23 protein-coding genes and 1 pseudogene are annotated in these 26,315 nt (G+C 69.1%); 5 read left to right on the top strand and 19 right to left on the bottom strand.

Going from position 1 to position 26,315, the window contains the following annotated elements; translation table 11 throughout:
* Window positions 1-24 precede the first annotated feature (24 nt).
* A complete protein-coding gene (rlmN, locus tag C5E41_RS11090; RefSeq protein ID WP_104375730.1) occupies window positions 25-1,134 on the top strand; it encodes a 23S rRNA (adenine(2503)-C(2))-methyltransferase RlmN in 1,110 nt (369 codons plus the stop codon).
* On the opposite strand, the gene C5E41_RS11085 is transcribed toward rlmN, so the two are convergent.
* The 12 genes from C5E41_RS11085 to hpnC all read right to left on the bottom strand — a co-directional run bounded on the left by C5E41_RS11085 (window position 1,089) and on the right by hpnC (window position 17,032).
* Window positions 1,089-1,511, bottom strand: coding sequence for a hypothetical protein (locus C5E41_RS11085; RefSeq protein WP_219823137.1), 423 nt, complete (start codon window positions 1,509-1,511; stop codon window positions 1,089-1,091). The genes rlmN and C5E41_RS11085 overlap by 46 nt on opposite strands.
* Window positions 1,512-1,705: 194 nt before the next feature.
* Window positions 1,706-2,941, bottom strand: a complete 1,236-nt coding sequence (gene efeB, locus C5E41_RS11080) for an iron uptake transporter deferrochelatase/peroxidase subunit (protein ID WP_104375729.1) — start codon at window positions 2,939-2,941, stop codon at window positions 1,706-1,708.
* A gap of 36 nt (window positions 2,942-2,977) precedes the next feature.
* Window positions 2,978-5,230 (bottom strand): iron uptake transporter permease EfeU, encoded by a 2,253-nt coding sequence (gene efeU / locus C5E41_RS35715; protein WP_104375728.1) that lies wholly within the window; start codon window positions 5,228-5,230, stop codon window positions 2,978-2,980.
* Between the two features lie 96 nt (window positions 5,231-5,326).
* Window positions 5,327-6,445, bottom strand: a complete 1,119-nt coding sequence (gene ispG / locus C5E41_RS11070) for a flavodoxin-dependent (E)-4-hydroxy-3-methylbut-2-enyl-diphosphate synthase (RefSeq protein WP_104375727.1) — start codon at window positions 6,443-6,445, stop codon at window positions 5,327-5,329.
* Window positions 6,442-8,235, bottom strand: a complete 1,794-nt coding sequence (locus tag C5E41_RS11065) for a 1-deoxy-D-xylulose-5-phosphate synthase (RefSeq protein ID WP_104375726.1) — start codon at window positions 8,233-8,235, stop codon at window positions 6,442-6,444. The genes ispG and C5E41_RS11065 overlap by 4 nt, the downstream gene beginning before the upstream one ends.
* A gap of 64 nt (window positions 8,236-8,299) precedes the next feature.
* The gene (gene hpnH, locus C5E41_RS11060) at window positions 8,300-9,301 is read right to left on the bottom strand and encodes an adenosyl-hopene transferase HpnH (protein ID WP_104375725.1); all 1,002 of its coding nucleotides are present in this window, start codon (window positions 9,299-9,301) and stop codon (window positions 8,300-8,302) included.
* Entirely contained in the window at window positions 9,302-10,777 is a 1,476-nt protein-coding gene (gene ispH, locus C5E41_RS11055) for a 4-hydroxy-3-methylbut-2-enyl diphosphate reductase (RefSeq protein ID WP_104375724.1), read from the bottom strand.
* 4 nt (window positions 10,778-10,781) lie between these two features.
* Window positions 10,782-12,749: a squalene--hopene cyclase gene (gene shc, locus C5E41_RS11050; RefSeq protein ID WP_104375723.1), complete on the bottom strand. Its 1,968-nt coding sequence runs from the start codon at window positions 12,747-12,749 to the stop codon at window positions 10,782-10,784.
* A 2-nt stretch (window positions 12,750-12,751) separates the two neighbouring features.
* Window positions 12,752-13,768, bottom strand: a complete 1,017-nt coding sequence (locus tag C5E41_RS11045) for a polyprenyl synthetase family protein (protein WP_104375722.1) — start codon at window positions 13,766-13,768, stop codon at window positions 12,752-12,754.
* Window positions 13,765-15,276: a hydroxysqualene dehydroxylase HpnE gene (gene hpnE, locus C5E41_RS11040; RefSeq protein WP_104375721.1), complete on the bottom strand. Its 1,512-nt coding sequence runs from the start codon at window positions 15,274-15,276 to the stop codon at window positions 13,765-13,767. The genes C5E41_RS11045 and hpnE overlap by 4 nt, the downstream gene beginning before the upstream one ends.
* The gene (hpnD, locus tag C5E41_RS11035; protein ID WP_308706049.1) at window positions 15,273-16,175 is read right to left on the bottom strand and encodes a presqualene diphosphate synthase HpnD; all 903 of its coding nucleotides are present in this window, start codon (window positions 16,173-16,175) and stop codon (window positions 15,273-15,275) included. Before hpnD ends, hpnE begins: the two co-directional genes overlap by 4 nt.
* 2 nt (window positions 16,176-16,177) lie before the next feature.
* A complete protein-coding gene (gene hpnC, locus C5E41_RS34985; protein WP_104375719.1) occupies window positions 16,178-17,032 on the bottom strand; it encodes a squalene synthase HpnC in 855 nt (284 codons plus the stop codon).
* Window positions 17,033-17,136: 104 nt separating this feature from the next.
* Between hpnC and C5E41_RS11025 the strand changes: the two genes are divergently transcribed.
* Window positions 17,137-18,354 carry a PucR family transcriptional regulator gene (locus C5E41_RS11025; protein ID WP_104375718.1) on the top strand — a complete coding sequence of 406 codons (1,218 nt, stop codon included), beginning with the start codon at window positions 17,137-17,139 and terminating at the stop codon, window positions 18,352-18,354.
* 12 nt (window positions 18,355-18,366) lie between these two features.
* On the opposite strand, the gene crcB (C5E41_RS11020) is transcribed toward C5E41_RS11025, so the two are convergent.
* From crcB (C5E41_RS11020) to C5E41_RS11010, 3 genes are all read right to left on the bottom strand, one after another.
* Window positions 18,367-18,729, bottom strand: coding sequence for a fluoride efflux transporter CrcB (gene crcB, locus C5E41_RS11020; protein WP_104375717.1), 363 nt, complete (start codon window positions 18,727-18,729; stop codon window positions 18,367-18,369).
* Window positions 18,726-19,244 carry a fluoride efflux transporter CrcB gene (gene crcB / locus C5E41_RS11015; protein ID WP_104375716.1) on the bottom strand — a complete coding sequence of 173 codons (519 nt, stop codon included), beginning with the start codon at window positions 19,242-19,244 and terminating at the stop codon, window positions 18,726-18,728. Before crcB (C5E41_RS11015) ends, crcB (C5E41_RS11020) begins: the two co-directional genes overlap by 4 nt.
* Window positions 19,245-19,435: 191 nt before the next feature.
* Window positions 19,436-20,083 carry a phosphatase PAP2 family protein gene (locus tag C5E41_RS11010; RefSeq protein WP_219823136.1) on the bottom strand — a complete coding sequence of 216 codons (648 nt, stop codon included), beginning with the start codon at window positions 20,081-20,083 and terminating at the stop codon, window positions 19,436-19,438.
* 193 nt (window positions 20,084-20,276) lie between these two features.
* On the opposite strand from C5E41_RS11010, the gene C5E41_RS11005 reads away from it, so the two are divergent.
* On the top strand, window positions 20,277-21,011 hold the full coding sequence (locus C5E41_RS11005) for a LysR substrate-binding domain-containing protein (protein WP_104375714.1): 735 nt from the start codon (window positions 20,277-20,279) through the stop codon (window positions 21,009-21,011).
* A 47-nt stretch (window positions 21,012-21,058) separates the two neighbouring features.
* Here the strand turns inward: C5E41_RS11005 and C5E41_RS11000 are convergent, their stop codons facing one another.
* Window positions 21,059-21,343, bottom strand: a complete 285-nt coding sequence (locus C5E41_RS11000; RefSeq protein ID WP_104375853.1) for a DUF2631 domain-containing protein — start codon at window positions 21,341-21,343, stop codon at window positions 21,059-21,061.
* A gap of 162 nt (window positions 21,344-21,505) precedes the next feature.
* Here C5E41_RS11000 and dxr point away from each other — a divergent pair, with 162 nt between their 5' ends.
* The gene (gene dxr / locus C5E41_RS10995) at window positions 21,506-22,645 is read left to right on the top strand and encodes a 1-deoxy-D-xylulose-5-phosphate reductoisomerase (RefSeq protein ID WP_104375852.1); all 1,140 of its coding nucleotides are present in this window, start codon (window positions 21,506-21,508) and stop codon (window positions 22,643-22,645) included.
* Between the two features lie 21 nt (window positions 22,646-22,666).
* The gene (locus tag C5E41_RS10990) at window positions 22,667-23,890 is read left to right on the top strand and encodes a M50 family metallopeptidase (RefSeq protein ID WP_104375713.1); all 1,224 of its coding nucleotides are present in this window, start codon (window positions 22,667-22,669) and stop codon (window positions 23,888-23,890) included.
* Here C5E41_RS10990 and C5E41_RS10985 read toward each other — a convergent pair.
* From C5E41_RS10985 to C5E41_RS10975, 3 genes and pseudogenes are all read right to left on the bottom strand, one after another.
* Entirely contained in the window at window positions 23,874-25,259 is a 1,386-nt protein-coding gene (locus C5E41_RS10985; RefSeq protein WP_104375712.1) for a diacylglycerol/lipid kinase family protein, read from the bottom strand. The two genes, C5E41_RS10990 and C5E41_RS10985, sit on opposite strands and share 17 nt — an antisense overlap.
* Before the next feature lie 67 nt (window positions 25,260-25,326).
* A pseudogene (locus tag C5E41_RS10980) lies at window positions 25,327-25,587 on the bottom strand (SulP family inorganic anion transporter); the annotation flags it as partial.
* A 46-nt stretch (window positions 25,588-25,633) separates the two neighbouring features.
* Window positions 25,634-25,894, bottom strand: a complete 261-nt coding sequence (locus tag C5E41_RS10975; RefSeq protein WP_104375711.1) for a three-helix bundle dimerization domain-containing protein — start codon at window positions 25,892-25,894, stop codon at window positions 25,634-25,636.
* Window positions 25,895-26,315 lie beyond the last annotated feature (421 nt).

Here is a 26,315-nt window from a genome sequence, read left to right as displayed (position 1 = left end):
CGGCAATGCGACACTGGAAAGGTTATGACTACCTCCCTGCCGCTCGTTTTCGATGCTCCGCGCCGTGGAATGCCGCCGCGGCATCTCGCCGACCTCGATTCGGCCCAGCGGCGGCAGGCGGTGGAGGAACTCGGACTGCCGAAGTTCCGGGCAGACCAGATCGCCCGGCAGTACTACGCGCGGTTGCAGGCCGATCCGCGGCAGATGACCGATCTGCCCGAGCCGATGCGGGAGAAGATCGCGGAGGCGCTGTTTCCGCCGCTGCTCAGCGAGGTGCGGCAGGTGGTCTGTGACGAGGGCACTACCCGCAAGACCCTGTGGCGCGCCGGTGACGGCACCCTGCTCGAGAGCGTGCTGATGCGCTATCCCGACCGCAACACGCTGTGCATCTCCAGCCAGGCCGGCTGCGGTATGGCCTGTCCGTTCTGCGCGACCGGGCAGGGCGGTCTGAACCGCAACCTCTCGACCGCCGAAATCGTCGACCAGGTGCGCGCGGCCGCCGCGGCACTGCGCGACGGCGAGGTGGCCGGAGGGGTCGGCCGCCTGTCGAACATCGTGTTCATGGGGATGGGTGAGCCGCTCGCCAACTACAAGCGGGTGGTGGCGGCGGTCCGGCGGATCACCTCGCCCGCCCCGGACGGCCTGGGTATCTCGCAGCGCAACGTGGTCGTGTCGACCGTCGGCCTGGCGCCCGCGATCCGCAAACTGGCCGACGAGGGCCTGTCGGTGACGCTGGCCGTCTCCCTGCACACGCCGGACGACGAATTGCGAGATACGTTGGTGCCGGTCAACAATCGCTGGCCGGTCGCCGAAGTTCTCGACGCCGCACGGTATTACGCCGACAAGACCGGCCGCCGGGTCTCGGTGGAATACGCCCTGATCCGCGATATCAACGATCAGCCGTGGCGCGCCGACATGCTGGGCTCGAAACTGCACAAGGCACTGGGTTCTCGCGTGCACGTGAACCTGATCCCGCTCAACCCGACGCCGGGCTCCAAGTGGGACGCTTCGCCGAAACCTGTGGAGCGCGAATTCGTCCGGCGTGTGGAGGCCCAGGGCGTGCCGTGCACGGTGCGCGATACGCGGGGTCAGGAGATCGCCGCGGCCTGCGGGCAGTTGGCGGCCGAGGGGTAGCTCGGTGCGCTGTCGGTCGAGCCGGTAGGGTCGCGGCCGTCGCTTCCGGCTCGCAGGGCGAACACGCCGAGACCCGCGAGCACCATCGACGCCCCCACGACCCACAGGCCCGCGCGCTGAGTCCCGGTCAGGTCGGCAAGCCGGCCGGTGAGATACGGTGCCGCGAACCCACTGACATTACCGAGCGAATTGACCAGGGCGACACCGCCTGCCGCCGCGGCTTCGGACAGGAATGCGCTCGGCAGGGGATTGTCCAGGGACAACGCGACCGGAATGGCGAGGCCGCCGATGATCGCGGGCAGGGCGACGTGCCGGCGGCGTTCGCCGGTGCGATCGCCGTGGCGGCCCCAGCACACCATCGCGGCCGCGCCGATCACATAGGGGACAGCGGTGAAAGAAGATGCCCGAGGCGAATCCGAACGCGGTCTCCGACATGCCGAGGTCGGTCTTCATCCCGCTGGGCCCGGCGAACCCCATGTTCACCCATCGGCAGGGTCGATCGTCATCCGTACTCCGCGCATTCGCGGACGGCCAGTCGATTCGGGTCGCGGGGGGCGGGCGCGCTCGCCGCTCAGCTCAGCAAAGCCCGTGCGTACCAGTCCTTCTCGTCCCGGACCCCCGGCAGGGCGAAGAAGTATCCGCCGCCGAAGGGCTGCACGTAGTCGGTGAGGGGTTCGTTGATCAGCCGGGTCTGGATGGCCTCGAACTGGCGGGCGACGTCCTGCTGGAAGCAGGTGAAGATGTGGCCCGAGGCCATGTTGCCGTTGCGCTCCACGCCGAGGTCGTAGTTGTAGGAGCGGCGGACCAGCTGCTCGCGGGCGGTTTCCGGAGTCCGCGGATTGGCCAGCCGGATATGAGAATCCAGGGGGATGACCGAACCCTCGGGGTCGGCGGCGTAGTCGGGGGTGTCGAATTCCTGATTGCCGTCGAGCGGTGCGCCGGAGTCGCGACGGCGCCCGAACATGTTCTCCTGCTCGTTGATCGAGACGCGGTCCCAGAACTCGACCAGCATGCGGATCAGCCGGACCACCTGGTAGGTGCCGCCGCGGGTCCATTCCGGTTCGCCGCCGCCGTCGGTCCAGATGAGCGATTCGGCATCGGCGCCGGTCGGGTTGGCCGTTCCGTCCTTGAAGCCCAACAGGTTCCGGCCGGTGCCGGAGGGGCGCGGCGGGGAGTTGTAGCCGTCGATCTTCCAGCGCAGTTGCAATGCACCGCGGGTCTGGCGGGTGATGTCGCGCAGTGCGTGGTGGACCGTGTCGGGATGGTGGGCACACAGCTGGATCAGCAGGTCGCCGTGCATCCAGGCCGGGTCTGGGGTGTCATTGGGGAAGGTCCGCATGGGCGTGAGCCGGGCGGGCTTGGCCGCGGCCAGACCGAATCGGCCGTCGAACAGGCTCGCGCCCACACCGGTGGTGACGGTGAGCCCGTCGGCGATCACCTCGGGGCCGAGAACCGCACTGTCGGACGGGGGCTGACCGAGGCCGAGGTCCGTCGGCGTTCCACCGGCGGTGAGGAAGCGGGCACGCGCGGTGAGAGTTTTCATGGCCTCGACCAGTTCCGCGCGGTTCGCGGTGGTGACGTCGAAGGCGGCGAAGCAGGCGGCGTTCTGTTTGGCGGACGGGCCGGGCGTGAGGATGCCGGACTGGTGCTTGCCGTGGAAGGGGTAGGTCGGCTCGGCCTTCGGCGTCCCCACGGTGGCGGCGTCGGCGTCCTGGCGGGCGCCCTCGGCGAGGATGCCCGCGGTCAGCGCGGTTCCGGCGGCACCGGCGGCGGCGCCGGAGAGGAAGCGGCGGCGGCTGACGTTCATCGTGAAGCCTTACTGGTCGGTCGGTGGTTCGGCATGTCAGTGGGAGATCGGCACTTCGAGCAATCGCGGCACTTTGGCGAGATCCTCGAGGGCGGCGCCGAGGCGTGCGTTGACAGCTTGCCGGGCGGCCGGCGGGGTCCGGTCCGGCGACTGCCAGTGTCCGTGGTCCTGGGTGGCGAGCAGGGTGGCCTGCAACTCGTCGAGGCGGGTGCGCAGGGTGGCGCGCAGTTGTGGCGCCCGCGCGTCGATCAGTGGGCCGAGCTGATCGAGGACCGCGCGAGTCACGTCGATGTCGGCGAGTGTCATCGGATACGCGGCCCCCGCGCCCTGGTCGTCGATGCCCGAAAGATGATCGCGCAGGGCGTCTTCCAGGATTTCGTGCGCCCGCAGCGGGAGCTTCTTCGGATCGCCGGCGAGGTCGTCGCTGCCGAGGTTCTTGCGGATGTTCGCGATATCGCCACCGAGCCGATCGACCACCGGCAGCAGCTGATCCGGCCGCTGTCCGTGCCACAGGCCGTATTCCAGCCGGTGCAGACCGGTGAATCCGGGATCGTTCACCCCACCCGGCAGGCCGTCGGGCAGACCCGAGACCGCGGTGCCGGCGTCGCCGAAGCTGTTGTACGAGGCGCCGACCCGTTCCCATTCCAACTGGGCGTTGAGCCAATCCGCCTGTGCGGCAGCGATATTGCCGCCGCGCAGATCGTTGCCGATCGCGGTGACGGCGTCGGAGAGCCGGGTCAGCACGCCGCCGGCGTAGGCCTGATAGGCGTCGTTGGGTCCGCGCAGATCGTCCTCGGTGACGCGTTTGACGGCCGGCGGGGTGTCGCCCGCCTCGCCGCTGACCTGCACTGCCGCCGACGAGGTCACCGGTTTTCCGGACATCAGGCATTGCACGGTGTAGCTGCCGTTGCTCAAGGTGGCGGTCAGGGTGGCGGTGGTCGCCGGGCCGATCGTCTCGATCTCGCCGACGACCGCGCCACCGGAATCGACCAGGTTGATCTCCCCGGCCTTGGACGTCTTGTTCTGCACCTCGAACGTCTGCGTGCCGGCCCGCCCGGACTTCCATTCCGAGGCGCACGAACTGTCGGTGACCGACACCGCCTGCGCCTGACCGGAACCGCTCGACGGCAGCAGCGCGATCGCCACCCCGGCGGCCACCGCGGGCACCAGCACCAGCACCGCACCCACCAGCAACGGTCGCGGCCCGGCGACCCGCTCCCACCAGTCGGGCGTGTGCTCGGGGACGGCGTGCGCCGCATTCGACGTCGCCACGGGGGTCGAAGCGACGGCGGCTGCCGCCTCGGCCGGCGCGGCTGCCGGTGACGGAGTCGAACCGGAATCGTCCGCGCTCGCGCCGGAGCCGGTGGCGCCGGAGCCGCTCGCCGTGGCGGCCCCGGCGCTCGCATCCGCCGTGGCGGGCGCGGCCTGCTCTGGACGCTTCGCGGGCGCCTGGCGTCCCGCACGGATGAACAGCGGGATCACCACGGCCAGGTAAACCACCCACGCCACGACCTGCAGCACGGTCATCCGCGGGGTCAATTCGGTGATGCCGGTGATGATCGAGACCCACCAGGAGTTCGGGTCGATATGCGCGGACAGGTCGAAGGCGACCCAGTGGCGGCCGGGCAGAATTCCGGCGTCCTGCAGATCGCCGAGGCCGTAGGACAGCACGCCGGCGGCGATCACGATCAGCGCGAGCGCGGTGCGGTTGAAGAACACGCCGAGGTTGAGTTTCACCGATTGCCGGTAGAGCAGCCAGCACAGCACCACCGCGGCCGCGAAACCGAGCGTGGCGCCGACCAGCGGGGCAACGGTGGTGCCCGAGGCTTTCACCGCGGTCCACACGAACAGCGTCGATTCCAGGCCTTCGCGCCCGACGGCCATGAAGGCCGTGATGGCCAGCGCTCCCGCCCCGATCGCGGTGGCACGGGCGACCTCACCGCGAAGCTGGCCCGACAGTGACGCGGCGGTGCGCCGCATCCAGAAGACCATCGCCGTCACCAGACCGACCGCGATCACACTCAGGGTGCCGCCGACGATTTCCTGGCCGGAGTTGGAGAGCACGCTCGTCGAATAGGTGAGCACCGCCGCGAAGCTGGCCGCCACCGATACCGCCCCGAGCAGGCCGAGCCAGACCGGGGTCGAGGAGACCGGACGCTGCGGGGTCGACGTCTTGCGCACGGCAGCCAGCAGGATCGTCACCACGAGTCCCGCCTCGAGGCCCTCCCGCAGGCAGATCAGTAGATTCGGTACAGCCTCGGCCCAGCTCACCGTCCAAAGGTAAGGCATACCTATACCCCAGGTCCAATCCTGCATGCCTGTAGCGAGTAGCCGTTACCGCAGGTGGGGCGATATGCGAATAATGTACGGATTTGCCGGGCTGAACTAACTCTCCGGCGCATCCTCGATCAGAGTCAGCGCCTCCTCGAGCAACGCCTCCACGATCATCGATTCCGACACGGTCCGCACCACTTCGCCGCGGACGAAGATCTGACCCTTGTGATTGCCCGCCGAGACCCCGATGTCGGCTTCCCGCGACTCGCCGGGACCGTTGACGACGCAGCCCATCACCGCGACGCGTAGCGGGGCGGGGAAGTCCCGGAAAGCCGCCTCGACCTTCTTCGTCAACTCGAAGACGTCGACCTGGCAGCGGCCGCAGGTCGGGCACGACACGATGTCGAGGGTGCGGGGCCGCAGCCCGAGCCCGGCCAGGATGTGGTGACCGACCTTGATCTCCTCGACCGGCGGCGCGGACAGCGAGACCCGGATCGTGTCGCCGATCCCCTCGGACAGCAGGATTCCGAACGCGGTGGCCGATTTCGCGGTCCCTTGCAGCGGGGGACCGGCCTCGGTGACCCCGAGATGCAGCGGATAGTCACAGCGCTGGGCGAGCAGCCGGTAGGCCTGGATCATCGTCAGCGGATCGTTGTGTTTCACCGAGATCTTCAGATCGGTGAAACCGTGCTCCTCGAACAGCCGGGCCTCCCACAGCGCCGATTCGATCAGTGCGGAGGCCGTCGCGCGACCGCCGTGCCGATCCAGGATGCGCCGATCCAGGGAACCGGCGTTCACGCCGATGCGGATCGGCACCCCCGCAGCACCGGCCGCGGCGGCGATCTCGCGGACCTTGTCGTCGAAGGTGCGGATATTGCCCGGATTCACCCGCACTCCGGCGCAGCCGGCGTCGATGGCGGCGAAGACGTACCGCGGATTGAAGTGAATATCGGCGATCACCGGGATGGCCGAGCGGCGGGCGATCGTCGGCAGTGCCGCGCAGTCGTCCTGGGTGGGCACCGCCACGCGGACGATATCGCAACCGGCAGCGGTCAATTCGGCGATCTGGCGCAGCGTCGCCTCGACATCAGCGGTGACGGTGGTGGTCATCGACTGCACCGAAATGGGTGCGCCGCCGCCCACCGGCACCGAGCCGACCTGGATGCGCCGGCTCTCCCGGCGCGGTCGCAGCGTCGGAGTCGCGGGCTCGGACAGGAATACGGCGGTCATGAGATCCTCTCGGTCGCGGGTAACCACTCCGCGCAGGCGGCGGCGATGCCCTCGCCGGTGAGGCCGTACTCGGCCAGGATGCTGTCGCGGGAGGCGTGGGCGATGAAGGCGGTGGGCAGGCCGAGCGCGTGGACGGGGGTGGCGTCGGGGTCGCGGGCGATCGCGTGGACGAGGTGGGAGCCGATCCCGCCGGCGGCGATGCCGTCTTCCACACAGACGGTGAGCCGATGCCGGGCCGCGATCGCCGGCAGCCCCGGGTTGATCGGCCACACCCAGCGCGGGTCGACCACGGTGGCGCCGAAACCGCTGTCGGTCAGCAGTTCCGCGGCGCGCAGGCACGGCCCGGCCATCGGCCCGATCGCCACCAGCAGAATATCGAGCGGACTGCGTGGCCCGCGGTGCAGAATATCCATCCCGTCCATCCGTGCCAGCGGCGAAATATTCTCTCCGGCAGTGGCTTTCGGATAACGCACAGTGGTGGGCCCGGCCGTGGCGACGGCTTCGCGCAGGAGTTCGCGGACCCGGCCGGGATCGCGCGGGCAGGCGATCCGCATCCCCGGCACGCAGGTGAGCAGCGCCAGATCCCACATCCCGTGATGGCTGGGCCCGTCCGGACCGGTGACGCCGGCGCGGTCCACGGCCAGTGTGACGGGCAGTTCGTGCAGCGCGATATCGAGCAGTACCTGGTCGATCGCGCGGTTGAGGAAGGTCGAGTACACCGCCACCACGGGATGCATACCGGCCGACGCCAATCCCGCGGCGGAGGCCAGCAGGTGCTGTTCGGCTATCCCGGAATCGAACACCCGCTCCGGGGCGCTCCGGGAGAATTCGCCGAGTCCGGTGGGCAGCCGCATCGCCGCGGTCATGGCGACCACACCCGGATGGTCGCGGGCGATAGCGGCCAGTTCCGATTCGACGATATCGGTCCAGGTGGGGACGGGCTGTTTCCGCGGCACACCGGTGACCGGATCGATCACCCCGCACGCGTGCATGCGGTCGGCCTCGTCCGCCTCGGCCGGGCCGAAGCCGCGGCCTTTCACCGTCACCGCGTGCACGACAACCGGTTTGGCGAGTTCGGCCGCCTTGTGCAGGGCCGTGCACAAGGCGACGATATCGTGGCCGTCCACGGGGCCCAGATAGGTGAAACCCAAGGCGTCGAACAGATTTCCGGAGACGGTGTCGCCGTCGCGCAGTCCGGTGAGGTGGCCGGCCAGGGCACCGACGGTCGGATCGTAGGAGCGCCCGTTGTCGTTGAGCACCACCACGACCGGCCGCCCGCCCGCGCCCAGATTGTTCAGGCCTTCCCAGGCCACACCGCCGGTCAGCGCGCCGTCGCCGATCACCGCCACCACCCGCCGGTCGTGTTCGCCGCGCAGCTGAAAGGCCTTGGCGATGCCGTCGGCCCACGCCAGGCTGACCGAGGCGTGGGAGTTCTCCACCCAGTCGTGCGCGGATTCGGTGCGATTCGGATACCCCGCGATCCCACCGGCCTTCCGCAGCGTGTCGAAGGTGTGCGATCGCCCGGTGAGCAACTTGTGCGCATAACTCTGATGTCCGGTGTCGAAGACGAGAACATCGGTGGGCGAACGGAATACGCGATGCAGCGCGATGGTCAGTTCCACCGTCCCGAGACTGGCGCCGAGGTGCCCGCCGGTTCCGGTGACGGTTTCGACGAGGCGATCGCGTAACCGCTGCGCCAGCGCGGGCAGTTCGTCGTCGGACAACGCGGCCAGCGCGTCGGGTCCGGTGAGGGCGGCGAGCGGGTCCGGCCCGCGCGGCGAGGGTTTCATGCGTGACTCACCTTCCGGTGTGAAAATTCGACCCCGTGTTGATTCGACCCGGTGTTGATTCGACTCAGTTGACGGCGGCGCGGATCGTCTCCTTCAGTGAACCCAGGGTCGCGACCACCGCGGTCGGCTCGTATCCGCAGTGCGCCATGCAATTCGAGCAGCGCGGATCGTTGCCGCGGCCGAAGGCGCTCCAGTCGGTGTCGTCGATCAATTCCCGATAGGTGGAGACATAGCCGTCGTCGAGCAGATAACACGGCCGTTGCCATCCCTTGAGCGAATACGACGGAATCGCCCAGGCGGTGCAGTCGAAGTCGACCTTGCCCTCGAGGAAGTCCAGGTACAGCGGGGAGTGGTTGAGCCGCCACTTCTTCCGGCGCCCGTCGGCGAAGGCCTTGGCGAACAGCTGATGGGTCTGCTTCACCCCGAGCCAGTGCTCTTGATCGGGGGCCTTCTCGTAGGCGTAACCGGGCGCGATCTGCATGTGGTCGATCTCGAGCTCGTCGTTGAGATAGTCCAGGATGTCGATCACGTCCTGTGGCGAATCCAGATCGAAGAAGGTGGTATTCGTCATCACCCGGAATCCGGCGGCCTTGGCCTCGCGGATAGCAGCCACGGCCTGATCGAAGACACCGTCCTTGCAGACCGAGGCGTCGTGGCGTTCGCGCAGTCCGTCCAGATGCACCATCCACGCGAAATTGCGGTGCGGGGTGAACTTGTGCAGATGTTTGGGCAGCAGTACGGCATTCGTGCACAAAAAGACGATCTTGTTACGGTCGAGCAGTTGCCGCACGATCTCGTCGATCTGCGGATGCATCAGCGGTTCGCCACCGGCGATCGAGACCATCGGGGCGCCGCATTCTTCGATCGCGCCGACGGCCTGTTCGACCGGCATGCGCTGTTTGAGCAGCGTATGCGGATGCTGAATCTTGCCGCAGCCCGCGCATTTCAGATTGCAGGCGAACAGCGGCTCCAATTCGACCAGGATGGGGAACTTCTCGCGACGCAGCAGCTTCTGTTTTGCGAGATACGCTCCCAGACGTACGGATTGACGGAATGGCATGGCCATTCAGCTCACCTCCCGAGGCAGGTTGAATCGAATACTCTCTTCGGTCACGGTGGTGTGGCGGACCCGGAGGGCGCCGAGCCCGGACAGGGCCTCGACCAGGTCGTCCACCAGATGCGGCGGTGCCGACGCGCCGGCGGTGACGCCGATGCGGCGGGTGCCGGCCAGCCAGTTCAATTCGACCTCGCCGGCGTCCTCCACCAGATGTGCCGCCACACCCTCGGCCGCGGCGACCTCGGCCAGCCGCAGCGAATTGGAGGAGTTGCGCGAACCCAGCACGAGCACCAGGTCCGATTCCCGGGCCACCGCCCGCACCGCCTGCTGGCGGTTGGTGGTGGCGTAACAGATGTCGTCCCTGCGCGGCCCGCTCAACGCCGGAAACCGTTGCCGCAGAACGGCGGCCGTGGCCTCGGCCTCCGCGACGGCCAGGGTGGTCTGCGTGACGTAGGCGACCCGCTCGGGATCCGGTGGCGACACCCGGGCGGCCGCGTCCGGATCGGCGACCACGATCACGTTGCCGGGCGCCTCGCCGCGGGTGCCCACCACCTCCTCGTGGTCGGCGTGCCCGATCAGGAAGACGGTCTTGTCGGCGGCGGCGAAGGTGCGCACCTCCGCATGCACCTTCGACACCAGCGGACAGGTGCCGTCGACCACGCGCAGGCGGCGGCGTTCGGCCTGGCGGCGGACCTCCGGGGTCACGCCGTGCGCGGCGAGCACGACCACCGCGCCCTCGGGCACATGATCGAGCTCCTCGACGAAAACCGCTCCGCGGCCGGCCAATTCGCCCACCACGTGGCTGTTGTGCACGATCTGACGCCGCACGTACACCGGTGCGCCGAAGCGGAGCAGCGCCTGCTCGACGATCTCGATCGCTCGCTCGACCCCGGCGCAGAACGAGCGCGGACCGGCGAGCAGTATCTCGCGCTCGCCGGTTGCCGCCGACCATCGGTCCAGCGCCGGCGCCGCCGCCCGCAGCGACCGCAGTGCCCGCATTCCGCGCCACATCGTGCCCGGGCGTAGCAGCGGCGCGTCGGGGGTGTCGACGATCGCCCGGAGTGCGACGGCCTGCCCGTCGGGGGCATCGGCGGCGAGGAACGCCGTTTCGGTGTCGACCGCGAGCGCACCGGACTCCGCCAGTTCGGCGCGCGCCCGGCCGGTGACGACGCGCTCGGCGGAGTACACCGGCCCGAGCCGTGCGGGCAGCCCCAGTCGCAGCAGTTCACCGTGCAGCAATACCGCTGCGGGACTGGGCAATTCGGTACCGTCGCGCCGGATCTCGCTGGCCACCACGAGATCACCGGGGCGCAGCTCCGTGGTCAGCGCACCCGCGACTCCCGCGACCGCGACCGGACCGGCCGCGGCGGCGTCGTAGCGCCGCCGCGGACCGCGCCCGGTGTGGACCATGGGCGCCGTGGCGGCACCGCGCAACGCGGCCCACTCCGAACGCAATGGGGCACAGACCGTTCCGGGACGGGGCATGCCGTCAGCTCCCGCTTCGATCGGCAGTGGCCGTTCGACGCCGCAGGTACCGCCCCAACGCCCAGATCGGGAACACCAAGCGGTACAGGTGGTAGTTGATATAGAAATCGCCGGGGAAACCGGTGCCGGTGAACAGGTCCTCGTCCCAGCCGCCGTCGGGTCGCTGCGTGCGCACCAGCCAGTCGATGCCGCGGCGCACGGCAGAGGAGTCGTGCTCCTCGGCGGCCAGCAGGGCCAGCAGTGCCCACGCGGTCTGCGAGGCGGTGGAGTCGCCGCGGCCGACCCATTCCGGCTCCCGGTAGGAGCGCAGATCCTCACCCCATCCGCCGTCGGCGTTCTGATGAGCCTCCAGCCAGCGCACCGCCGCCCGGATCGCCGTGGACCGCGGACTCGTGCCCGCCGCGACCAATGCCGGAACCGCCGCACCCGTGCCGTAGATGTGGTTGGCGCCCCAGCGGCCGAACCAGGACCCGTCGGATTCCTGATGGTCGAGCAGCCAGCGCACACCGCGGCGGCATGCGCGATCGCCGCCGCGGCCGAGCACCGCCAGCATCTCCACTACGTGCGCGGTCACATCGGCCGAGGGCGGATCGGTGACGGCGCCGAAATCGCAGAACGGCAGTTTCGTCGGGAGGATCGAGGTGTTGTCGGCGTCGAAGGCGCCCCACCCGCCGTCGGCGGACTGCATGCCGATCGTCCAGCGCACCGCGCGCTCGATCGCCGCGTCCAGCCGCGTGCGATCCGGGTGCGAAACCTGGTGCAGCGCAATGATGATCTCCGCGGTGTCGTCGGTGTCGGGGTAGACGTCGTTGGCGAATTCGAACGCCCAGCCCCCGGGTTCCAGATGTGGCCTGCGAACCTGCCAGTCGCCGCCGGCGGTGATCTGCTCACCCAGCAGCCAGTCGGTGGCCCGCAGCACCGCCGGATCGTCCGGCGCCACCCCGCCGTCCAGCAGCGCGGCCGCCGCCAACGCGGTATCCCACACCGGTGACTGACAGGCCTCGAGCCGCCGTACCTCACCGTCCGGGGTGTGTTCCCGGACGACGAATCCGTCCAGGCCCGCGATGGCCGCGCGCATTGCCGGATGATCGAGCGAATAGCCCAGCAGGTGCAGTGCCAGCAGCGAATACACCCACGGCGGCTGAATTCCGCCCCAGCCGCCATCGGCCTCCTGGCGGGCCAGAATCCACTCCGCGGCGTGCCGCATCGCCAGATCGCGCAGCGGATTCAGCGGCAGTCGCGCGTAGGTGTGCAGCACCGTGTCCACGCGCTGGAACACTCCGGCGAGGGAGGTGATCGGCGCGCGGCGGGGCGCGGGCGCGCCCGTACGCAACTCGTCGATGCCGAACGGCAGTGGGCGACACGGCCGCAGCGTGGCGACCACGGTCAACGGCACCACGGTCTGGCGGGCCCAGCATCCCCAGTCGTAGATGTTGAGCGGGAACCAGGACGGGAACAGCACGAGCTCGGGGGGCAGATTCGGCAGATCGTCCCAGGACCACAAGCCGAACAGCGCCAACCAGATTCGGGTGAAGACCCGCGACGCCTCGATCCCGCCCTCGGCGCGCACGAACTCGGCCGCGGCGCGCATATGCGGCGCGGCCGGGTCGTCACCGGCGAGTCGCAGAGCCACCCACGCCTCGGCGGTGGTCGACAGATCGCCGGGGCCACCGTGGAAGGTCGCCCAGGTTCCGTCGGGGCGCTGCTGTGATCGGATCCAGCGCGCCGCCGGCTCTGTCACGTCCGGGGTGGAGATGCCGAGGAACTCCCGCAGCAGCAGATCTTCGGCGTCCATCGTGACGTTGGTCGTCAATTCGCCCTTCCACCAGCCCTGTTCGTGCTGGGACGAGCGCAACAGCCGCACCGCCGCGTCGGTGGCCGCGCGGACCGCGCTCAGTTCGTCGGCGCCGCGCGCCGGATCGACCGCTGCTCGGCGGTGCGCTGCCGCATTGCCGGTTTGGGTGACTGTCATTCCTATGCACTCCGTTCCACGATGAAATCCGCCAGGTCACAGAGCTCCCGGCGGTATTCGGGGGTGATGGTTACCGCGGCGAGGGCCTGCTGCGCGGTGCGCACCCGCCGCCGGGCCTCGGCGCGGGCCCAGCGCCGGCCACCCGCGGTCTCGACCATGTCGGCGGCGGCCCGTAGATCGTTCTCGCTCGGCTCGCCCGATTGGGCGAGCCACTGCGCCAGCGCCTGGCCGGCCGGGCGGCCGGATTCCACGCTCCAGGTGACCGGCAGCGACTTCTTGCGCGAACGCAGATCCGAGAACACCGGCTTGCCGGTCACCGCCGGATCGCCCCAGATGCCGAGCAGATCGTCGACGAGCTGGAAGGCCAGACCGATGTTGTCGCCGTAGGTGTGCAGCGCCGCGACTGTCGCCGGCGGCGCCCCGGCCAGTACACCGCCGACCGCGGCACTCGCCGAGAGCAGCGCCGCGGTCTTGCCCATGGCCATGCGGATACATTCGGCGAGGGTCACGTCGTTGCGGTGTTCGAAGTCGACGTCGGCGGCCTGGCCGATGATCAGGTCCTGGGTCGCCTTCCCGAGCAGCCGGGCCGCCGCCACCGCGTGCGGTGAGCCGGAATCGAGCAGCACCTCGTGGGACAGCGAGAGCATGGCGTCGCCGGCCAGCACGGCGACCGGATCGCCCCACACCGCCCAGACCGTGGGCCGATGGCGGCGGGTGGCGTCGCGATCCATCAGGTCGTCGTGCACGAGCGAGAAGTTGTGCACGAGTTCGACCGCCACCGCGCCCGGAATCCCGCAGAGTCCGTCACCGCCCGCGGCGTGAGCGGCGAGCATGGTCAGCCGCGACCGCACCGATTTGCCGCTGTCGGCGACGGCCGGGCGGCCGTGTTCGTCGCAGAAGCCGAGGTGATAGGCGACCACCGGCCGGATCGCATCGTCGAGCCGTCCGACGGCGTCGGACAGCGCCGACCGGACGGCCTGGCCGTCGGCGTCGACCGTGGACAGGATGGTTACCGTCATCTGATCACCTCCGATATCCGCGTGCGGGGTTCGGGCATACCGGTGCGCTCGGCGGCACCGGCGCGGGGGCGAATCCCCGCCAGATGCGAAATGATCTCGGCCGCAGCGGATTCCCCACTGCGGACGGCGCCCTCCATGGTCGCGGGCCAGCCGGTGTCGGTCCACGCCCCGGCCAGCGCCAGGCCGGGCAACGCGGTGGCCGCGGGCGGGCGCAGCCGCGCGCTGCCCGGTGCGGGCCGGAACGTCGCATGGCGTTCGCGAGTGACGAAGAAGTCGACCACGTGTGCCGTGCGGGCGGCGGGCAGCAGCTGTTCGAGGGCGGGCAGGAATTCCCGGCGCAGCTCGGCGACGGGGCGATCGACGAACGCGTCGGCGGCGGAGACGGAGACAGCCAGATACTGCGCGCCGGCAGGGAACTGGGCAGGTGCTACCGATGTGCCCGGTGCGGCCGCCGCAGTCTCGACCAGCACCGGACTGTTTTCCGGCCCGCCGGCGACGTCCGCGCTGCCGCGACCCGACGCCGCGCGCAGTCCCGCGGCGTCGGTGCGGTCGAAGACCCACTGCACGACCGAGCCGACGCCCGCGCGCAGCGGTTCGTCCATCACCGGCCGGTCGTAGATCACATGGATGTTGACGATCGGCGAACTACCGAGGGCCACAGCCCAATTCGCGGGCAGATCCACTGCGCCGGCGGGCAACAGCGCCTGTGCCGCGGCAGGGGGCACAGCCGAGACGACGGCGTCGGCGGCGCACTCGCCGTCCCGAGTACACACCGCCCATCCGTTCGCTTCCCGCCGGACGGCCGTGACCCGCTCGTGGACGACCGTGACCCCGGCCGCGGTGAGGGCGGTCAGCCCGGCCTCACCGTGCAACTGCCGCAATGGGATCCGCGACCACCCGATATCGGCGGCATCGGCATCGGTGAGCAGGCCGATCTGGAAGACGGTCGCGGCCAGCGCCAGCGATACGTCGTCCGCGCGCGCGTTGAGGGTGGCGATGCCGACCAGATCCCACAGACTGTCCACGGCGTCGCGATCCTGGCCGTGCGCCCGCAACCAGTCCCCGAAACTGGTCGCGTCCGTCCGTGGATCGGCGGGATCGACCGCCCGCAGGGCCAGTGCGGCCCGGACGAACCGCAACCGCGCGCCCTGCGACAACCACGGATAGCGCAGCAGCGCCCAGCTCAGATGTAAGGGTGCCGGCAACGGCAGCCGCCGCAACCTGCCCGCACGGCCACCACCGGAGACGGGGATGTCCAAGCGCGGTTGCAGCCGGACCGCATCCCGCATGCCGAGCCGATCCAGCAGTGCGAGATAGCGGTCGCAACACCGCAGGAATACGTGCTGTCCGTTGTCGATCCACAGATCGCCACGAGGAAACGAATGTGTCAAACCGCCCAGCCAGGGCCGGGATTCGGACAGCCGCACCGCATATCCGGCGTCCGCGCAACGCAGGGCCGCGGTGATCCCCGCGAGCCCGCCGCCCACCACGGCCACCCGCCCCGTCATCGCTGGCCCCACCCGAATGCCGTCATCGAGTACTGCAGCAGGGCGCCGGAGGCGACGCGGGTCTTCTCCCGGGCGCTCAACGACAGCCGCCGGTCGTAGACGGCCACCGGATTGGCGCGGATGCGCTCGTTGAGCCGCCGGTAGATGCCCGCCATCGCCGCGCAGCAGGCGGCGCTGCGGCCGTCCAAATGCGGAATCAGCCGCAGTCCCAGGCAATACCAGTTCTCGGCTCGCTCGGCGCCGGTGCGGATCAGGGCGGCCAGTCCGCCGTTGGGATCGTCGAGCGCTCCACCGGCGTCGAGTTCCAGCCGGACGCCGAAGCGCCGCAGCTCGTCCCGGGGCAGATAGACCCGGCCGTTGCCGAGGTCCTCGCGGATATCGCGCAGAATATTGGTCTGCTGCAACGCGATCCCGAGCTGATCGGCATACAGCGGCGCGCACGGATCGCCGCCGGAGCCGAAGATCGACAGGCACAAGCGGCCCACCGCCCCGGCCACGCAGCGGCAGTAGTGGGTCAGCTCGTCGAAGTCGGCGTAGGTGACGCCGTCGACATCGGCCTGCACCCCGTCGATCAGTTCGCCGAACGCGCCGAGCGGCACCGGATAGCGCCGCGCGGTGTCGGCGACGGCGAACAGCACCGGATCATCGGTGCCGGCGCCGCCGGTGACCTTGTCCAGTTCCTTGCGCAACAGCGTCAGAGCCTCGGTTTTGGCGGCCGGTTCGCCCCGCTCGTCGCCGATATCGTCGATGCGGCGGGCCAGCGCGTAGAGCGCGCACAGCGCCGAGCGCTTCTCCGGGGGCAGCAGCCGGATGCCGTAGTAGAAATTCTTGGCCTCGGTGCGGGTGATCCGTTCACAGGTGTCGTAGGCCGCCGCGGTGGTCGGCCCGGTCGCGATGATGCTCACTGCGGCACCACCGTGGCCTTGCCGAGTAGCGTGACCATCGAGGCCACGGTGTCGACGTGGCGGGGCCGCACCGGCTGGGTCCACACGTCGCCCTCGGCCACGCGCAGCGCCCGCGCGGTCGCGCATCCGCCCGCGAGATATCCCGCGACCGCGAGCCGGGCCCATCCGGTGAGCCGGGCGACCAGCGGGGCTCCTTCGCCGAGCATCGCTTCGCAGCGTTCGACCTGGGTCAGCACCACCGCCCGGCACGCCGGATCGCCCGGTCCGCCGGTGGCCAGCGCCGCTTCCGCCACCCCGGCCGCGGCCAGATCGTCCTGCGGCAGGTAGATGCGTCCGGCCGCGTGGTCCTCGGCCACGTCCTGGCAGTGCTCGAGCACCTGCAGTGCCGAACACACCCGATCCGACAGTGCCAGCCTGTCCGGAGTCGCCTGATCGAAGACCGCCAGGACCAGGCGGCCCACCGGATTCGCCGACAGCCGGCAGTAGCCGAGCAGATCCTCGAAGGTGGCGTAGCGGCCGACGCGTTGATCGAGCAGATTCGCCTCGATCAGTTCCTGGAACGCCTCCTGTGGCAGATCGCACGCCGCCACGGTGGGGGCGAGCATCTGGAGCACCGGATCGTCGGGCGTGCGACCCTGGTAGAGACCGGCGAGGTCGGCACGCAGCGTCAGCAGTTGCGACACACGATCGCCGGGGGCTTCGTCGCCGACCTGGTCGATTAACCTGGTGGCTGCGTAGACCGCGTGCAGGTGTCGGCGTGGTTCGCGCGGCAACCACCGCAGCGCCACGGGAAAGTTCTCGTCCTTTTCACGGGCCCGCAGCCAGCGGGCCGGAGCTGTCGCCGCGTCCATGATTCGATGGTGAACGCAACACAGGGCGCAAATCTTCAACCGCCGAGGTGATTCCGGTTGGCGTTTTTTGTATCCGGAAGATAATCGAGTCGGAAAGGACTCGAATGAGCGATTCCCATAATGAAATTCCGATAACACCGGAGGCATTGGAGCAGCTTTCGGGCGAGCTCGACGCTAGGATGCCCGATCTCCTGGACGAGGTCCGTGATCTGCTCGCTGCCGAGTGGCCCGACTACGCGCGCTATCTCGACGAACACCGCCCCGAGGTCGCCGAGGTCGGGGTGTTGTTCGTCCATCGGCTCCTGGACCTGGCCGAACACGGCCCGCGCACAGGCGATTCCGCCGGTGAGGGCGTTCCGCCGCCGACTCAGCTGGTCTTCGAGCAGGTGGGCCGCCAGCAATTGCAGGACGGCGCGGACCTGTCCGATCTGCTCGGCGCCTACCAGGTCGGCGCCCGCGCGGCCTGGCATCACGTCGCGGAAACAGCGCTGAAACTCGACCTCGGACCGGAGGTGCTCGCGGTGCTGGCGGAGGCCGTTTTCGCCTTCGTCGACGAATTCTCCGCGGCCTCCGCGCACGGTTATGTGCTCGAACAGTCCGCATCCAGTGCGGCCCGGGAACGGCACCGCGAGGAATTGGCCGAAATGTTGCTTTCCGGACGTTCCGACACCATCGGAATCCGGCTGGCCGCCGAACGCGCGGGCTGGCAACTGCCTCCCGAGGTCGCGGTGGTGCTCGCCGATCCGGCCGATGCGCGCTCCCGCGGCGTGGTGGAACATCTCGGCGGTCACTGCCTGCCGATCCGCCGCGACGACGCGGTCGGGGCGATCGTGCCCAGTCCGATGCTGGGCGGGCGGATCACCCGGTTGATCGCCGCGCTGCGGGGTTGTGACGCCGTGATCGGTCATCCGCTCACGTTGGATCTGCTGCCGACCGGTATGCGGATCGCCCGCACCGCGCTGCGGTTGCGCAAGGCCGGCGTGCTGTCCGGGTCGCCGGTGGTGGTCGCGGACGAACTCGACACCATCATCGCCAATCGCGACGAATGGCTGCTGGAAACGCTGCGCGCCCAAGTGCTGCGACCACTTCGGGAACTGCCCGACGGTAAACGCGACCGGCTGGTCGAAACGCTGCGCAGCTGGCTCTGGAACATGGGCGACCGGCATGCGGTCGCCGACGATCTGCACATCCACCCGCAGACCGTGCGTTATCGCATGGACCGGCTGCACGACCTGCTCGGAGAGCGCCTGGATTCGCCGCGCGAGCGGGCCCGGATGTATCTGGCGCTGGTCTGGGACCAGCCGCACGGACGAGCCGGTTGAGTACGCGACATCTCAGCCGAGCAGCGCGTGCGTCACGGCATAGCCGAGCAGTGCGGCGCCGAGTCCGGCGATCACGCTGATCACCACGTTCATCGCGGCGTAGAACACGGCGCGCTGTTCGAGCAGCCGAATGGTCTCGTAGCCGAAGGTGCTGTAGGTGGTGAGCGCTCCGCAGAATCCGGTGCCGGCGAACGCCAGCACCGGACTGCCGGCCGCACCGCCGGTGAGCGCGCCCAGGATGAGGCAGCCGACGATGTTGACGGTCAGCGTGCCCCAGGGAAACAGACTGTCGTGGCGTGCCTGTACGAACCGATCGGTGAGGTAGCGGGCCGGGGCGCCGAGCACCGCACCGACGAAGACCAGGACTACGGTCATCGCGCCTCCGCTCGAATCACCTTGCGGAGCAGCGTTATCCGCGCCACCGTCACCCCGGCGAGCACCGCGAGCAGCGCGCTCAGCAGGGTCGCGGCCAGATAGACGAACGCTGTCACGGCCGAACCGGGTTGCAGCAGATTGCGGATTTCGACAGCGTAGGTGGAGAAGGTGGTGAACCCGCCCAGAAATCCGACCCCGAGGAACGGCCGCACCAGTCGATGCGCCGACCACACCTCGGTGATCAGCACCATCAGCACGCCGATCGCGAGGCAGCCGAGCACATTCGCGGTGAAGGTGCCCCACGGGAACTGCCCGGGGCGAGTCGGCAGGAGCTGGCTGAGGCCGTAGCGGGACAGACCGCCCAATCCGCCACCCAGCCCGATCACCGCCAGCACCGCGCCGTGTTCGCGCAGCAGTTCGCGGCGTTGCGACGGGACGTGCAGATCGACATCGGGATCGACCGGCCGGTCGGCGGACTCACCGGGCCGGGGCTCCTCACGGCGTAGCTCGGTCAACGACGGACTCCTACTCGAACACGAACATGGTGGTACCTCGAGTAGGGACTGTTGGCGATCGTCCGATCACGGTTGCTCCGGCCGCTGCGCCGAAGTGGCGAGCCCCACCGCCACGTCGGACAGAATAGCGAATGACGTCCGACGGTTACCGGGGCTGTGCGCGGCCTCACCGAGAACTTCCTTCGCGATGCTCACACCCGGGATGCCGGTGTCGTCGAGGTGTCGGCGACCAGCGGCGCCAGTGCGGAGGACCGCATGCGCGTCACTACCGCCGTGGCGGGGCGGGCCAGCAGCAGACTGACGGCAGCGGCGACCGGAATGGCCAGGATCGCCGACGCCACGACGTCGTGCGGGTAATGACCGCCGACGTAGATCCGGCTGAAGGCCAGGACGACCGCGAATACGGCCGTGATCCAGCCCAGCCGCCGATTCAGAAGAAACAGCGCCGCGACGGTCGCGGCGGCGGTTGTGGTGTGACCGCTGGGAAACGAGTAGTCGCTCGGTACCGGACAGGTCTCGATGATGTAGGCGGTCGGCACGCCCCGGCACGGGCGCGGTTCGGCGACGATCACCTTCACCACCTCGGCGACCAGATAGGCGACCACCACACTGACCGGAGCCAGCAGCGCCAGCGCCATCGACCGGTCGTCGCGGCGGCGGGCCTGCCACCACCCGATCACCATCAGCACCGCGAACACCGCCAAACCGGCATCGGTCCACCACAGCATCGCGTCGTTGAGCCACCGGGTGTGGTCGGCGAAATCGGTGATGGCGGTGAACAGCGGCCGATCGAATCCGGGGCCGCCGGATGCCATCGGGGCCGGGGAGGGGGTCGTCAACGCATATCCGATCTGGTCTGCCCGGAACGCCGGGGAGGATGGGAAACGTACTGCGATCATTTCTACCGTGTTCGCCCGGTGGGCACGGTTTCGACCACTGCCGTCGAACTCCGCGTCACCTCGATCGTGTATCAGGCCGCCGTGGTTCGCGGTGGATGCCGGACCGGACCGCTCGGTGCCATACGCTGGCCGCATGACCGAGTCTGCTCCCGCCGCGCTGCGCATCGGCTACGTCCCGGGCGTCACCGTAGCCAAGTGGGCGCGGGTGTGGGCCGAACGGTTCCCCGATGTCCCGCTCGAGTTGCTCGCCGTGCCGCAGGCGCGGCAGCGCGACGCCCTGGTACAGGGGCGGGTCGACATGTGCTTCGTCCGGTTGCCGATCGATCGCGACGGGCTGCACGCGATTCCGCTCTACCACGAGGTCGCCGTGGCGGTGGTGCAGAAGGATCATCCGATCGGGCTGTTCGACGAGGTGAGCCTGGCCGATCTGGAAGACGAGCGGATGCAGGACGCGACCGATCTGGACGCCGTGGGCGATACCGTCGAATTGGTGGCCGCGGTCGGCGGGGCGGCGGTGGTGCCGCAATCGCTGGCACGGCTGCATCACCGCCGCGACCTGATCTATCGTCCGCTCACCGATGTCGATCCGACGCAGATCGCGCTGTCGTGGCCGACCGAGGACGCGGTCGAACTCGCCGAGGAATTCATCGGCGTCGTGCGTGGCCGCACGGCACGCAGTTCCCGGACCGCCGGCGAACGCGATCGGCGCGGCCGGCAGGATTCCGGTGCGCGCGCCGAAGGCGTTGCGGCACAGCGCGGTAGGGACCGGGGCGACGGTGGTGCGAAACCGGCCGCGCGCCGGGGTAGCGCGGCGAAGCCGGGACGGGCGGGTAAGGCCGGCGGCCCGCGGAAACGACGCGGCCGCTGAGGTAGCACCTCAGCGGCCGGTCGAACGATGGACTGCGCGACGATGATTCAGCGCGGCTTGCGCCGGATGATCGAATCGCGGATCAGCACGGCCGCCAGCGCGACGGCGAAACCGATCAGGAAGATGTACCCGGTGTAGCCGGTGCCCGAGGTGTGGCCCTGCTGATTCTCGAACAGCATGGCCAGCAGGAGCAGGACGACGACCCATCCGGCGATACGGAAGGCGCGCCGCGATTCACCACTCCAGCCCCAGGCGGCGGAGGGAACCTCGGCGGGATCGACCTTGGTGACGACGCCGGCGCTCTTGGCGGGTTCCAGTTCCGTGGCGGCCACGTTCGCTCCCATCATTTCCGTGTTCGCTGCGGTTCGGGTGCGCGGAGTGCACCGCGAGGTCCGCAGGTCGTGAAGGTGACTGTCGAGAATATGTTTGCATACGACCGGGCGTCGTAGCCAGCGGGGTGACGTCTGCGGCGATTCACCGTGGACAATGAGTGCGTGTCCGACATCGTGAAAGTTCTGCTGCTGGGCAGCACCGGCTCCATCGGCACCCAGGCGTTGGAGGTCGTCGCCGCCAATCCGGACCGATTCCAGGTGGTCGGACTGGCCGCGCGCGGCGGCAATACCGACCTGCTGGCCGAGCAGATCCGCGCCACCGGTACCGACAACGTGGCCGTCGCCGATCCGGCCGCGGCCGCGAAACTTGGTGTGGCCCTGGCCGGTCCGGACGCGGTGACCGAACTCGTGCGTCGCACCGACGCCGATGTGGTGCTCAACGCCCTGGTCGGCGCGCTGGGGCTGCGGCCGACGCTCGCGACTCTGGAATCGGGGCGGCGCCTGGCCCTGGCCAACAAGGAATCACTGGTGGCGGGCGGCAGCCTGGTGACCCGGGCCGCCACTCCCGGGCAGATCGTCCCGGTCGACTCCGAGCACTCCGCGATGGCACAGTGCCTGCGCGGTGGGCGCGCGGACGAGGTCGCGCGGCTGGTGCTCACCGCCTCCGGCGGCCCGTTCCGGGGCTGGACCGCCGAGATGCTGGAATCGGTGGGCCCCGACGAGGCCAAGGCTCATCCCACCTGGTCGATGGGTTTGATGAACACCCTCAATTCGGCCACGCTGGTGAACAAGGGCCTCGAACTGATCGAGGCGCACATGCTGTTCGGCATCGACTACGACAAGATCGACGTCACGGTGCATCCGCAGTCGATCGTGCATTCGATGGCGACCTTCGCCGACGGCTCCACGCTCGCACAGGCCAGCCCGCCCGATATGAAGCTGCCGATCGCGCTGGCCCTGGGCTGGCCCGAGCGAGTCCCGGGCGCCCTCGCCCCGATCGACTTCGGCACCGCGTTCACCTGGGAATTCGAGCCGGTCGACAACGAGATCTTCCCCGCGGTCGAACTGGCTCGCGCGGCGGGCAAGGCCGGCGGCAGCGTCACCGCGGTGTACAACGCCGCCAACGAGATCGCGGTGCAGGCATTCCTCGACGGTGGGCTGCGATTCCCGGATATCGTGCGCACGGTCGCGCGGGTGGTCGAGTCGGCCGACCGCTGGGCCGCAGAACCCAGTACCTTGGACGAGGTGCTCGCGGCGGATGCGTGGGCGCGACAGCGTGCGCGCACGCTCGTGAGCAACTGATTCAGGAGGGTTCCATACCGCATGGGCTTCGCGATCGGATTCGTGCTGTTCGCCCTCGGCATCACGGTATCGGTGGCGCTACACGAATGTGGCCACATGTGGGCGGCGCAGGCCACCGGCATGCAGGTGCGCCGCTACTTCGTCGGCTTCGGGCCGAAGGTGTTCTCATTCCGCCGCGGTGAGACCGAATACGGCCTCAAGGCGCTGCCGCTGGGCGGTTTCTGCGATATCGCGGGTATGACCGCGCTGGACGAGGTCCCACCCGAGGATCTGCATCGCGCGATGTACCGGCAGGCCACCTGGAAGCGGCTGGTGGTGATGTTCGGCGGCATCGCGATGAACTTCATCCTGGGCTTCCTGCTGATCATGGTGCTCGCGGTGGCCTGGGGGCTGCCGCGGCTGGATTCGCCGCCCGCCACCCAGATCTATCCGGCCGGCTGCGTGCCCGCGCAGAACCCCGACGGGTCGATGCAGAAGTGCACTGGTCCCGGCCCGGCCGAACGCGCCGGTCTGAAGCGCGGCGACCTGGTGACGGCGATCGACGGTAAGCCCGTGAAGACCTGGAACGACTTTCGCTCGATCACCGAGAACGCCAACGGTCCGGTCGTCTACACGGTGAAACGCGACGACCAGACCCTGCAAATTCCGGTGACCCCGGAGCGCGTGGCGACCTATCCGCTGAAGTCCACCGACAGTTCCGAGCGTGTCACCACGCCGGTGTACGTGAGCAAAGTCGGTGTGGCACAGGATGTGTACAGCCCGGTGAAGTACAACCTGATCGCGGCGGTTCCGGCGTCAGCGGCCTTCACCGGCGATATGTTCGGCCGTACCTTCGCCTCGCTCGCGCAGATGCCGGGCAAAGTGGTCAGTCTCTGGCACGCCGTGACCGGCGGCCAGCGTGACGCCGACACACCGGTGAGCGTCTACGGCGCCAGCAAGATCGGCGGCGAGACGGCCGAACACGGATACTGGAACATGTTCGTGCTGGTGCTGGCCAGTCTGAATTTCTTCCTCGGCGCGTTCAACCTGCTACCCCTGCTACCGCTGGACGGCGGCCATATCGCGGTGGTGATCTTCGAGAAGCTGCGCAACCTGTGGCGCAACCGCAAGGGTCTGCCCAACGGCGCTCCGGTCGACTACATGAAACTGCTGCCCGCCACCTACGTGGTGGTGGTGATCGGCGGGGCGTACATGATCCTCACCCTGGTCGCCGACATCGTGAACCCGATCAAACTGTTCCCGTAGCGGATGAGGTGCGCGCGCGACCGAGCGCCAGATCGCGCAGGCGCAGCCAGTCCAGGGCGGCTGCTACGGGGCGGGTTTCGGGGCGATTGCGCGGAACGCGCACGCGCAGGGCGCCCGGTTCCACGACACAGCGCACCGGTGTGTCGAGCAGCAGCGATTCTCCGTCGACGCCGACAGGGATCGGTGAGCTCCCGGCCTCGACGACGACTTCGGACGCGGTTTGCTGGGTCAGCCCGCGACTGTGTGTGCGACGGATCAGCCCCACTGCCGCACGGGTATCGGAGACCGAGACCGTGACCGCCCCGAGCACGCCCCGGTCGAGCCGGTCACGGCGGCTCAGCCCGGCGAGATCGCTGGTCCCGTAGGGATTGTTGCTCACCAGCACCGCTTGCGGGCCGGCGACGGTGAGGGCACCGATCCGCGCCACCAGCGGGGTCCCGCTGTGGCCGGCGAGCAGATCGGGGAGCAGGCGCAGGACAGTCGCGGTCTTGTCGTCGCGATAGGCGGGGCTGCGCACGATCTCGGCGTAGACACCGAACGAGGCGTTGTTGACGAACGGCCGGCCGTTGATCCGGCCCAGGTCGACGCGCATCTCCACGCCGTCGCGCAAGGCGTCGAGTCCGGTCGCCGGATCGGTGCGGTCTAGGCCGAGGTCCAGCGCGAAATGATTGCGCGTGCCCGCGCTGAGCACGAGGAACGGCAGGTGGTGCGCTGCGGCGACACCGGCCACGAGGGCTTGGGTTCCGTCGCCGCCCGCGACGCCCAGCAGGTCCGCACCTCGTTCGACGGCCTCCCGAGCCAGGGCGGCGACATCGACGCGGCCCTCCATCAGCACAACCTCTGCACCGAGCTCTTCGGCCCGGCGCCGCAGGTCGAACCTCGCGACTTTCCCTCCACCGGAGCGGGGATTCATGATCAGGAACGGTCGTCGCGGTGGCGGTGCGGAGTATTCGATCGCCGTCGTGTGGGAGTCGCGTGGCCGCAGCGCGGCGCGAGCACAGAACATGGATGCCAAGGCCAGCGCACCTGTCACCAGGACGACCCACAGCAGGCCGGCGCGTACGAACATCACGAGAACCACGATCGGCGCCGCCACCGCCACGATCGCCGACATCCAGCGGATGGCCCCACGGTCGCTCACGAACCAGTACAGCGCGGCCACCGTCACCACCGCCCCGCCCGCACCGATGCTCAGCAGCGCGAGTGTGCCCAGCACGCCGGCGAATACGACCGGCACCACGACGACCGCGCCGGCGAAGACGAATGCTGTTCGCGCCCAGCGTGATCGGCCGCGCAGTTCGCGACCGTCGTTGGTAGCGCCGGCGGATCGACGGTGCGAATGTGGCTCGTCGGCGTAGCTGTGGTTCATGGCAGGCCTCCGCCCGGGCGCTCAGGTATCGCTTGTGTGATCTAGAGCACATTCAGACCGGGCTGCGAACATCGATCAAGGCGGTGGCCGCGACGATCACCACCGCCGATTGCGTATGTGCGCTGTTGTGTTCGGCGCCCGGGGTGCGAGAGCCGTTCGCGGAGACGGGAAATCCGCCGAACCGCCCGCCGGCCACATCGGCGACGCCGATCGCTGTCATTTCGGTACTGCCGCCGACATCCTCGCCGTGGCGCGAGGCGAACGTGCGCGGCAGGACGCCGCTGCCGGCGAAGGCGATCAGCGCGATACCCGCCGCGGGCCCGATCAGACCGGCGCTCGTCGTGGCGGGACTTCTTCCCCACGCACTCGTCTCCTCAGATGACCGTCACTGCGTGGGTGCCGCGCGGACGGGTGCGAGACGAGGGTGCCGGTGTTCCTGCTGCCCGGATGCTGATCGCTTGCCACGCCGCCTTCTCGACGAGCAGAGGGACGAAGTCGTGTACTCGCGCATCGGAGAAGCGCTTGTGGATGTCGCGCACGATGAGTTCTATGTCCCCGGGCGGGACGGACGGGTGACGTGCGATCAGTCGCTCGATGACTTGTTCGACCTGAATCAATTCCTCATCGCCGGTCATCGGTCTATCGTCTGCCCGGCGGCGATGGTCGTCAAGGCACGAATTGGGCGCGAAATTCGACCGTGCCTTGCTCTTTCGTGGTTCGTCATATCCGCCTCTCGTGCCGTTCCTCTGTCATACCTTCTGATCTGCGGTATTCGGCTCCGTACGCGGTGTTCGTAGCGATCGGCTGTCGCCGTCGCGGATCGGAGTAAAGGGTTCGCGTCCGGTGGCGATGGGCGAATCGTGATCCCATTCCGGCTACTTCGATCGTGTGCGAGGAAACGAGAATCAATCGGCCGCATCGAGTGCGATGGTCATTCGAGACCGAATATTCGAAAGAAGGTGCCATTCGCCTCTGGCGCACCCGGAAGGGGGTGGGTCCGGCGCCTCGGGTAGCGGTGGCGTTCGGCGTGTCTCGCGGGTGCGTACAACGCGGATC

The sequence above is a fragment of the Nocardia nova genome, assembly GCF_002933465.1.
Lineage (GTDB): Bacteria > Actinomycetota > Actinomycetes > Mycobacteriales > Mycobacteriaceae > Nocardia > Nocardia nova_B.
Note: the sequence above shows the minus strand (reverse complement) of the source record. Positions and strands in the feature narration are given on the sequence as shown.

What these genes read in the sequence shown, in the direction of transcription:
- rlmN (WP_104375730.1), top strand. Translation starts at nt 25, where the DNA reads ATGACTACCTCCCTGCCGCTCGTTTTCGATGCTCCGCGCCGTGGAATG.
- efeB (WP_104375729.1), bottom strand. Translation starts at nt 2,941, where the DNA reads ATGAACGTCAGCCGCCGCCGCTTCCTCTCCGGCGCCGCCGCCGGTGCC.
- efeU (WP_104375728.1), bottom strand. Translation starts at nt 5,230, where the DNA reads ATGCCTTACCTTTGGACGGTGAGCTGGGCCGAGGCTGTACCGAATCTA.
- ispG (WP_104375727.1), bottom strand. Translation starts at nt 6,445, where the DNA reads ATGACCGCCGTATTCCTGTCCGAGCCCGCGACTCCGACGCTGCGACCG.
- C5E41_RS11065 (WP_104375726.1), bottom strand. Translation starts at nt 8,235, where the DNA reads ATGAAACCCTCGCCGCGCGGGCCGGACCCGCTCGCCGCCCTCACCGGA.
- hpnH (WP_104375725.1), bottom strand. Translation starts at nt 9,301, where the DNA reads ATGGCCATGCCATTCCGTCAATCCGTACGTCTGGGAGCGTATCTCGCA.
- ispH (WP_104375724.1), bottom strand. Translation starts at nt 10,777, where the DNA reads ATGCCCCGTCCCGGAACGGTCTGTGCCCCATTGCGTTCGGAGTGGGCC.
- shc (WP_104375723.1), bottom strand. Translation starts at nt 12,749, where the DNA reads ATGACAGTCACCCAAACCGGCAATGCGGCAGCGCACCGCCGAGCAGCG.
- C5E41_RS11045 (WP_104375722.1), bottom strand. Translation starts at nt 13,768, where the DNA reads ATGACGGTAACCATCCTGTCCACGGTCGACGCCGACGGCCAGGCCGTC.
- hpnE (WP_104375721.1), bottom strand. Translation starts at nt 15,276, where the DNA reads ATGACGGGGCGGGTGGCCGTGGTGGGCGGCGGGCTCGCGGGGATCACC.
- hpnC (WP_104375719.1), bottom strand. Translation starts at nt 17,032, where the DNA reads ATGGACGCGGCGACAGCTCCGGCCCGCTGGCTGCGGGCCCGTGAAAAG.
- C5E41_RS11025 (WP_104375718.1), top strand. Translation starts at nt 17,137, where the DNA reads ATGAGCGATTCCCATAATGAAATTCCGATAACACCGGAGGCATTGGAG.
- crcB (WP_104375717.1), bottom strand. Translation starts at nt 18,729, where the DNA reads ATGACCGTAGTCCTGGTCTTCGTCGGTGCGGTGCTCGGCGCCCCGGCC.
- C5E41_RS11005 (WP_104375714.1), top strand. Translation starts at nt 20,277, where the DNA reads ATGACCGAGTCTGCTCCCGCCGCGCTGCGCATCGGCTACGTCCCGGGC.
- C5E41_RS10990 (WP_104375713.1), top strand. Translation starts at nt 22,667, where the DNA reads ATGGGCTTCGCGATCGGATTCGTGCTGTTCGCCCTCGGCATCACGGTA.
- C5E41_RS10985 (WP_104375712.1), bottom strand. Translation starts at nt 25,259, where the DNA reads ATGAACCACAGCTACGCCGACGAGCCACATTCGCACCGTCGATCCGCC.
- C5E41_RS10975 (WP_104375711.1), bottom strand. Translation starts at nt 25,894, where the DNA reads ATGACCGGCGATGAGGAATTGATTCAGGTCGAACAAGTCATCGAGCGA.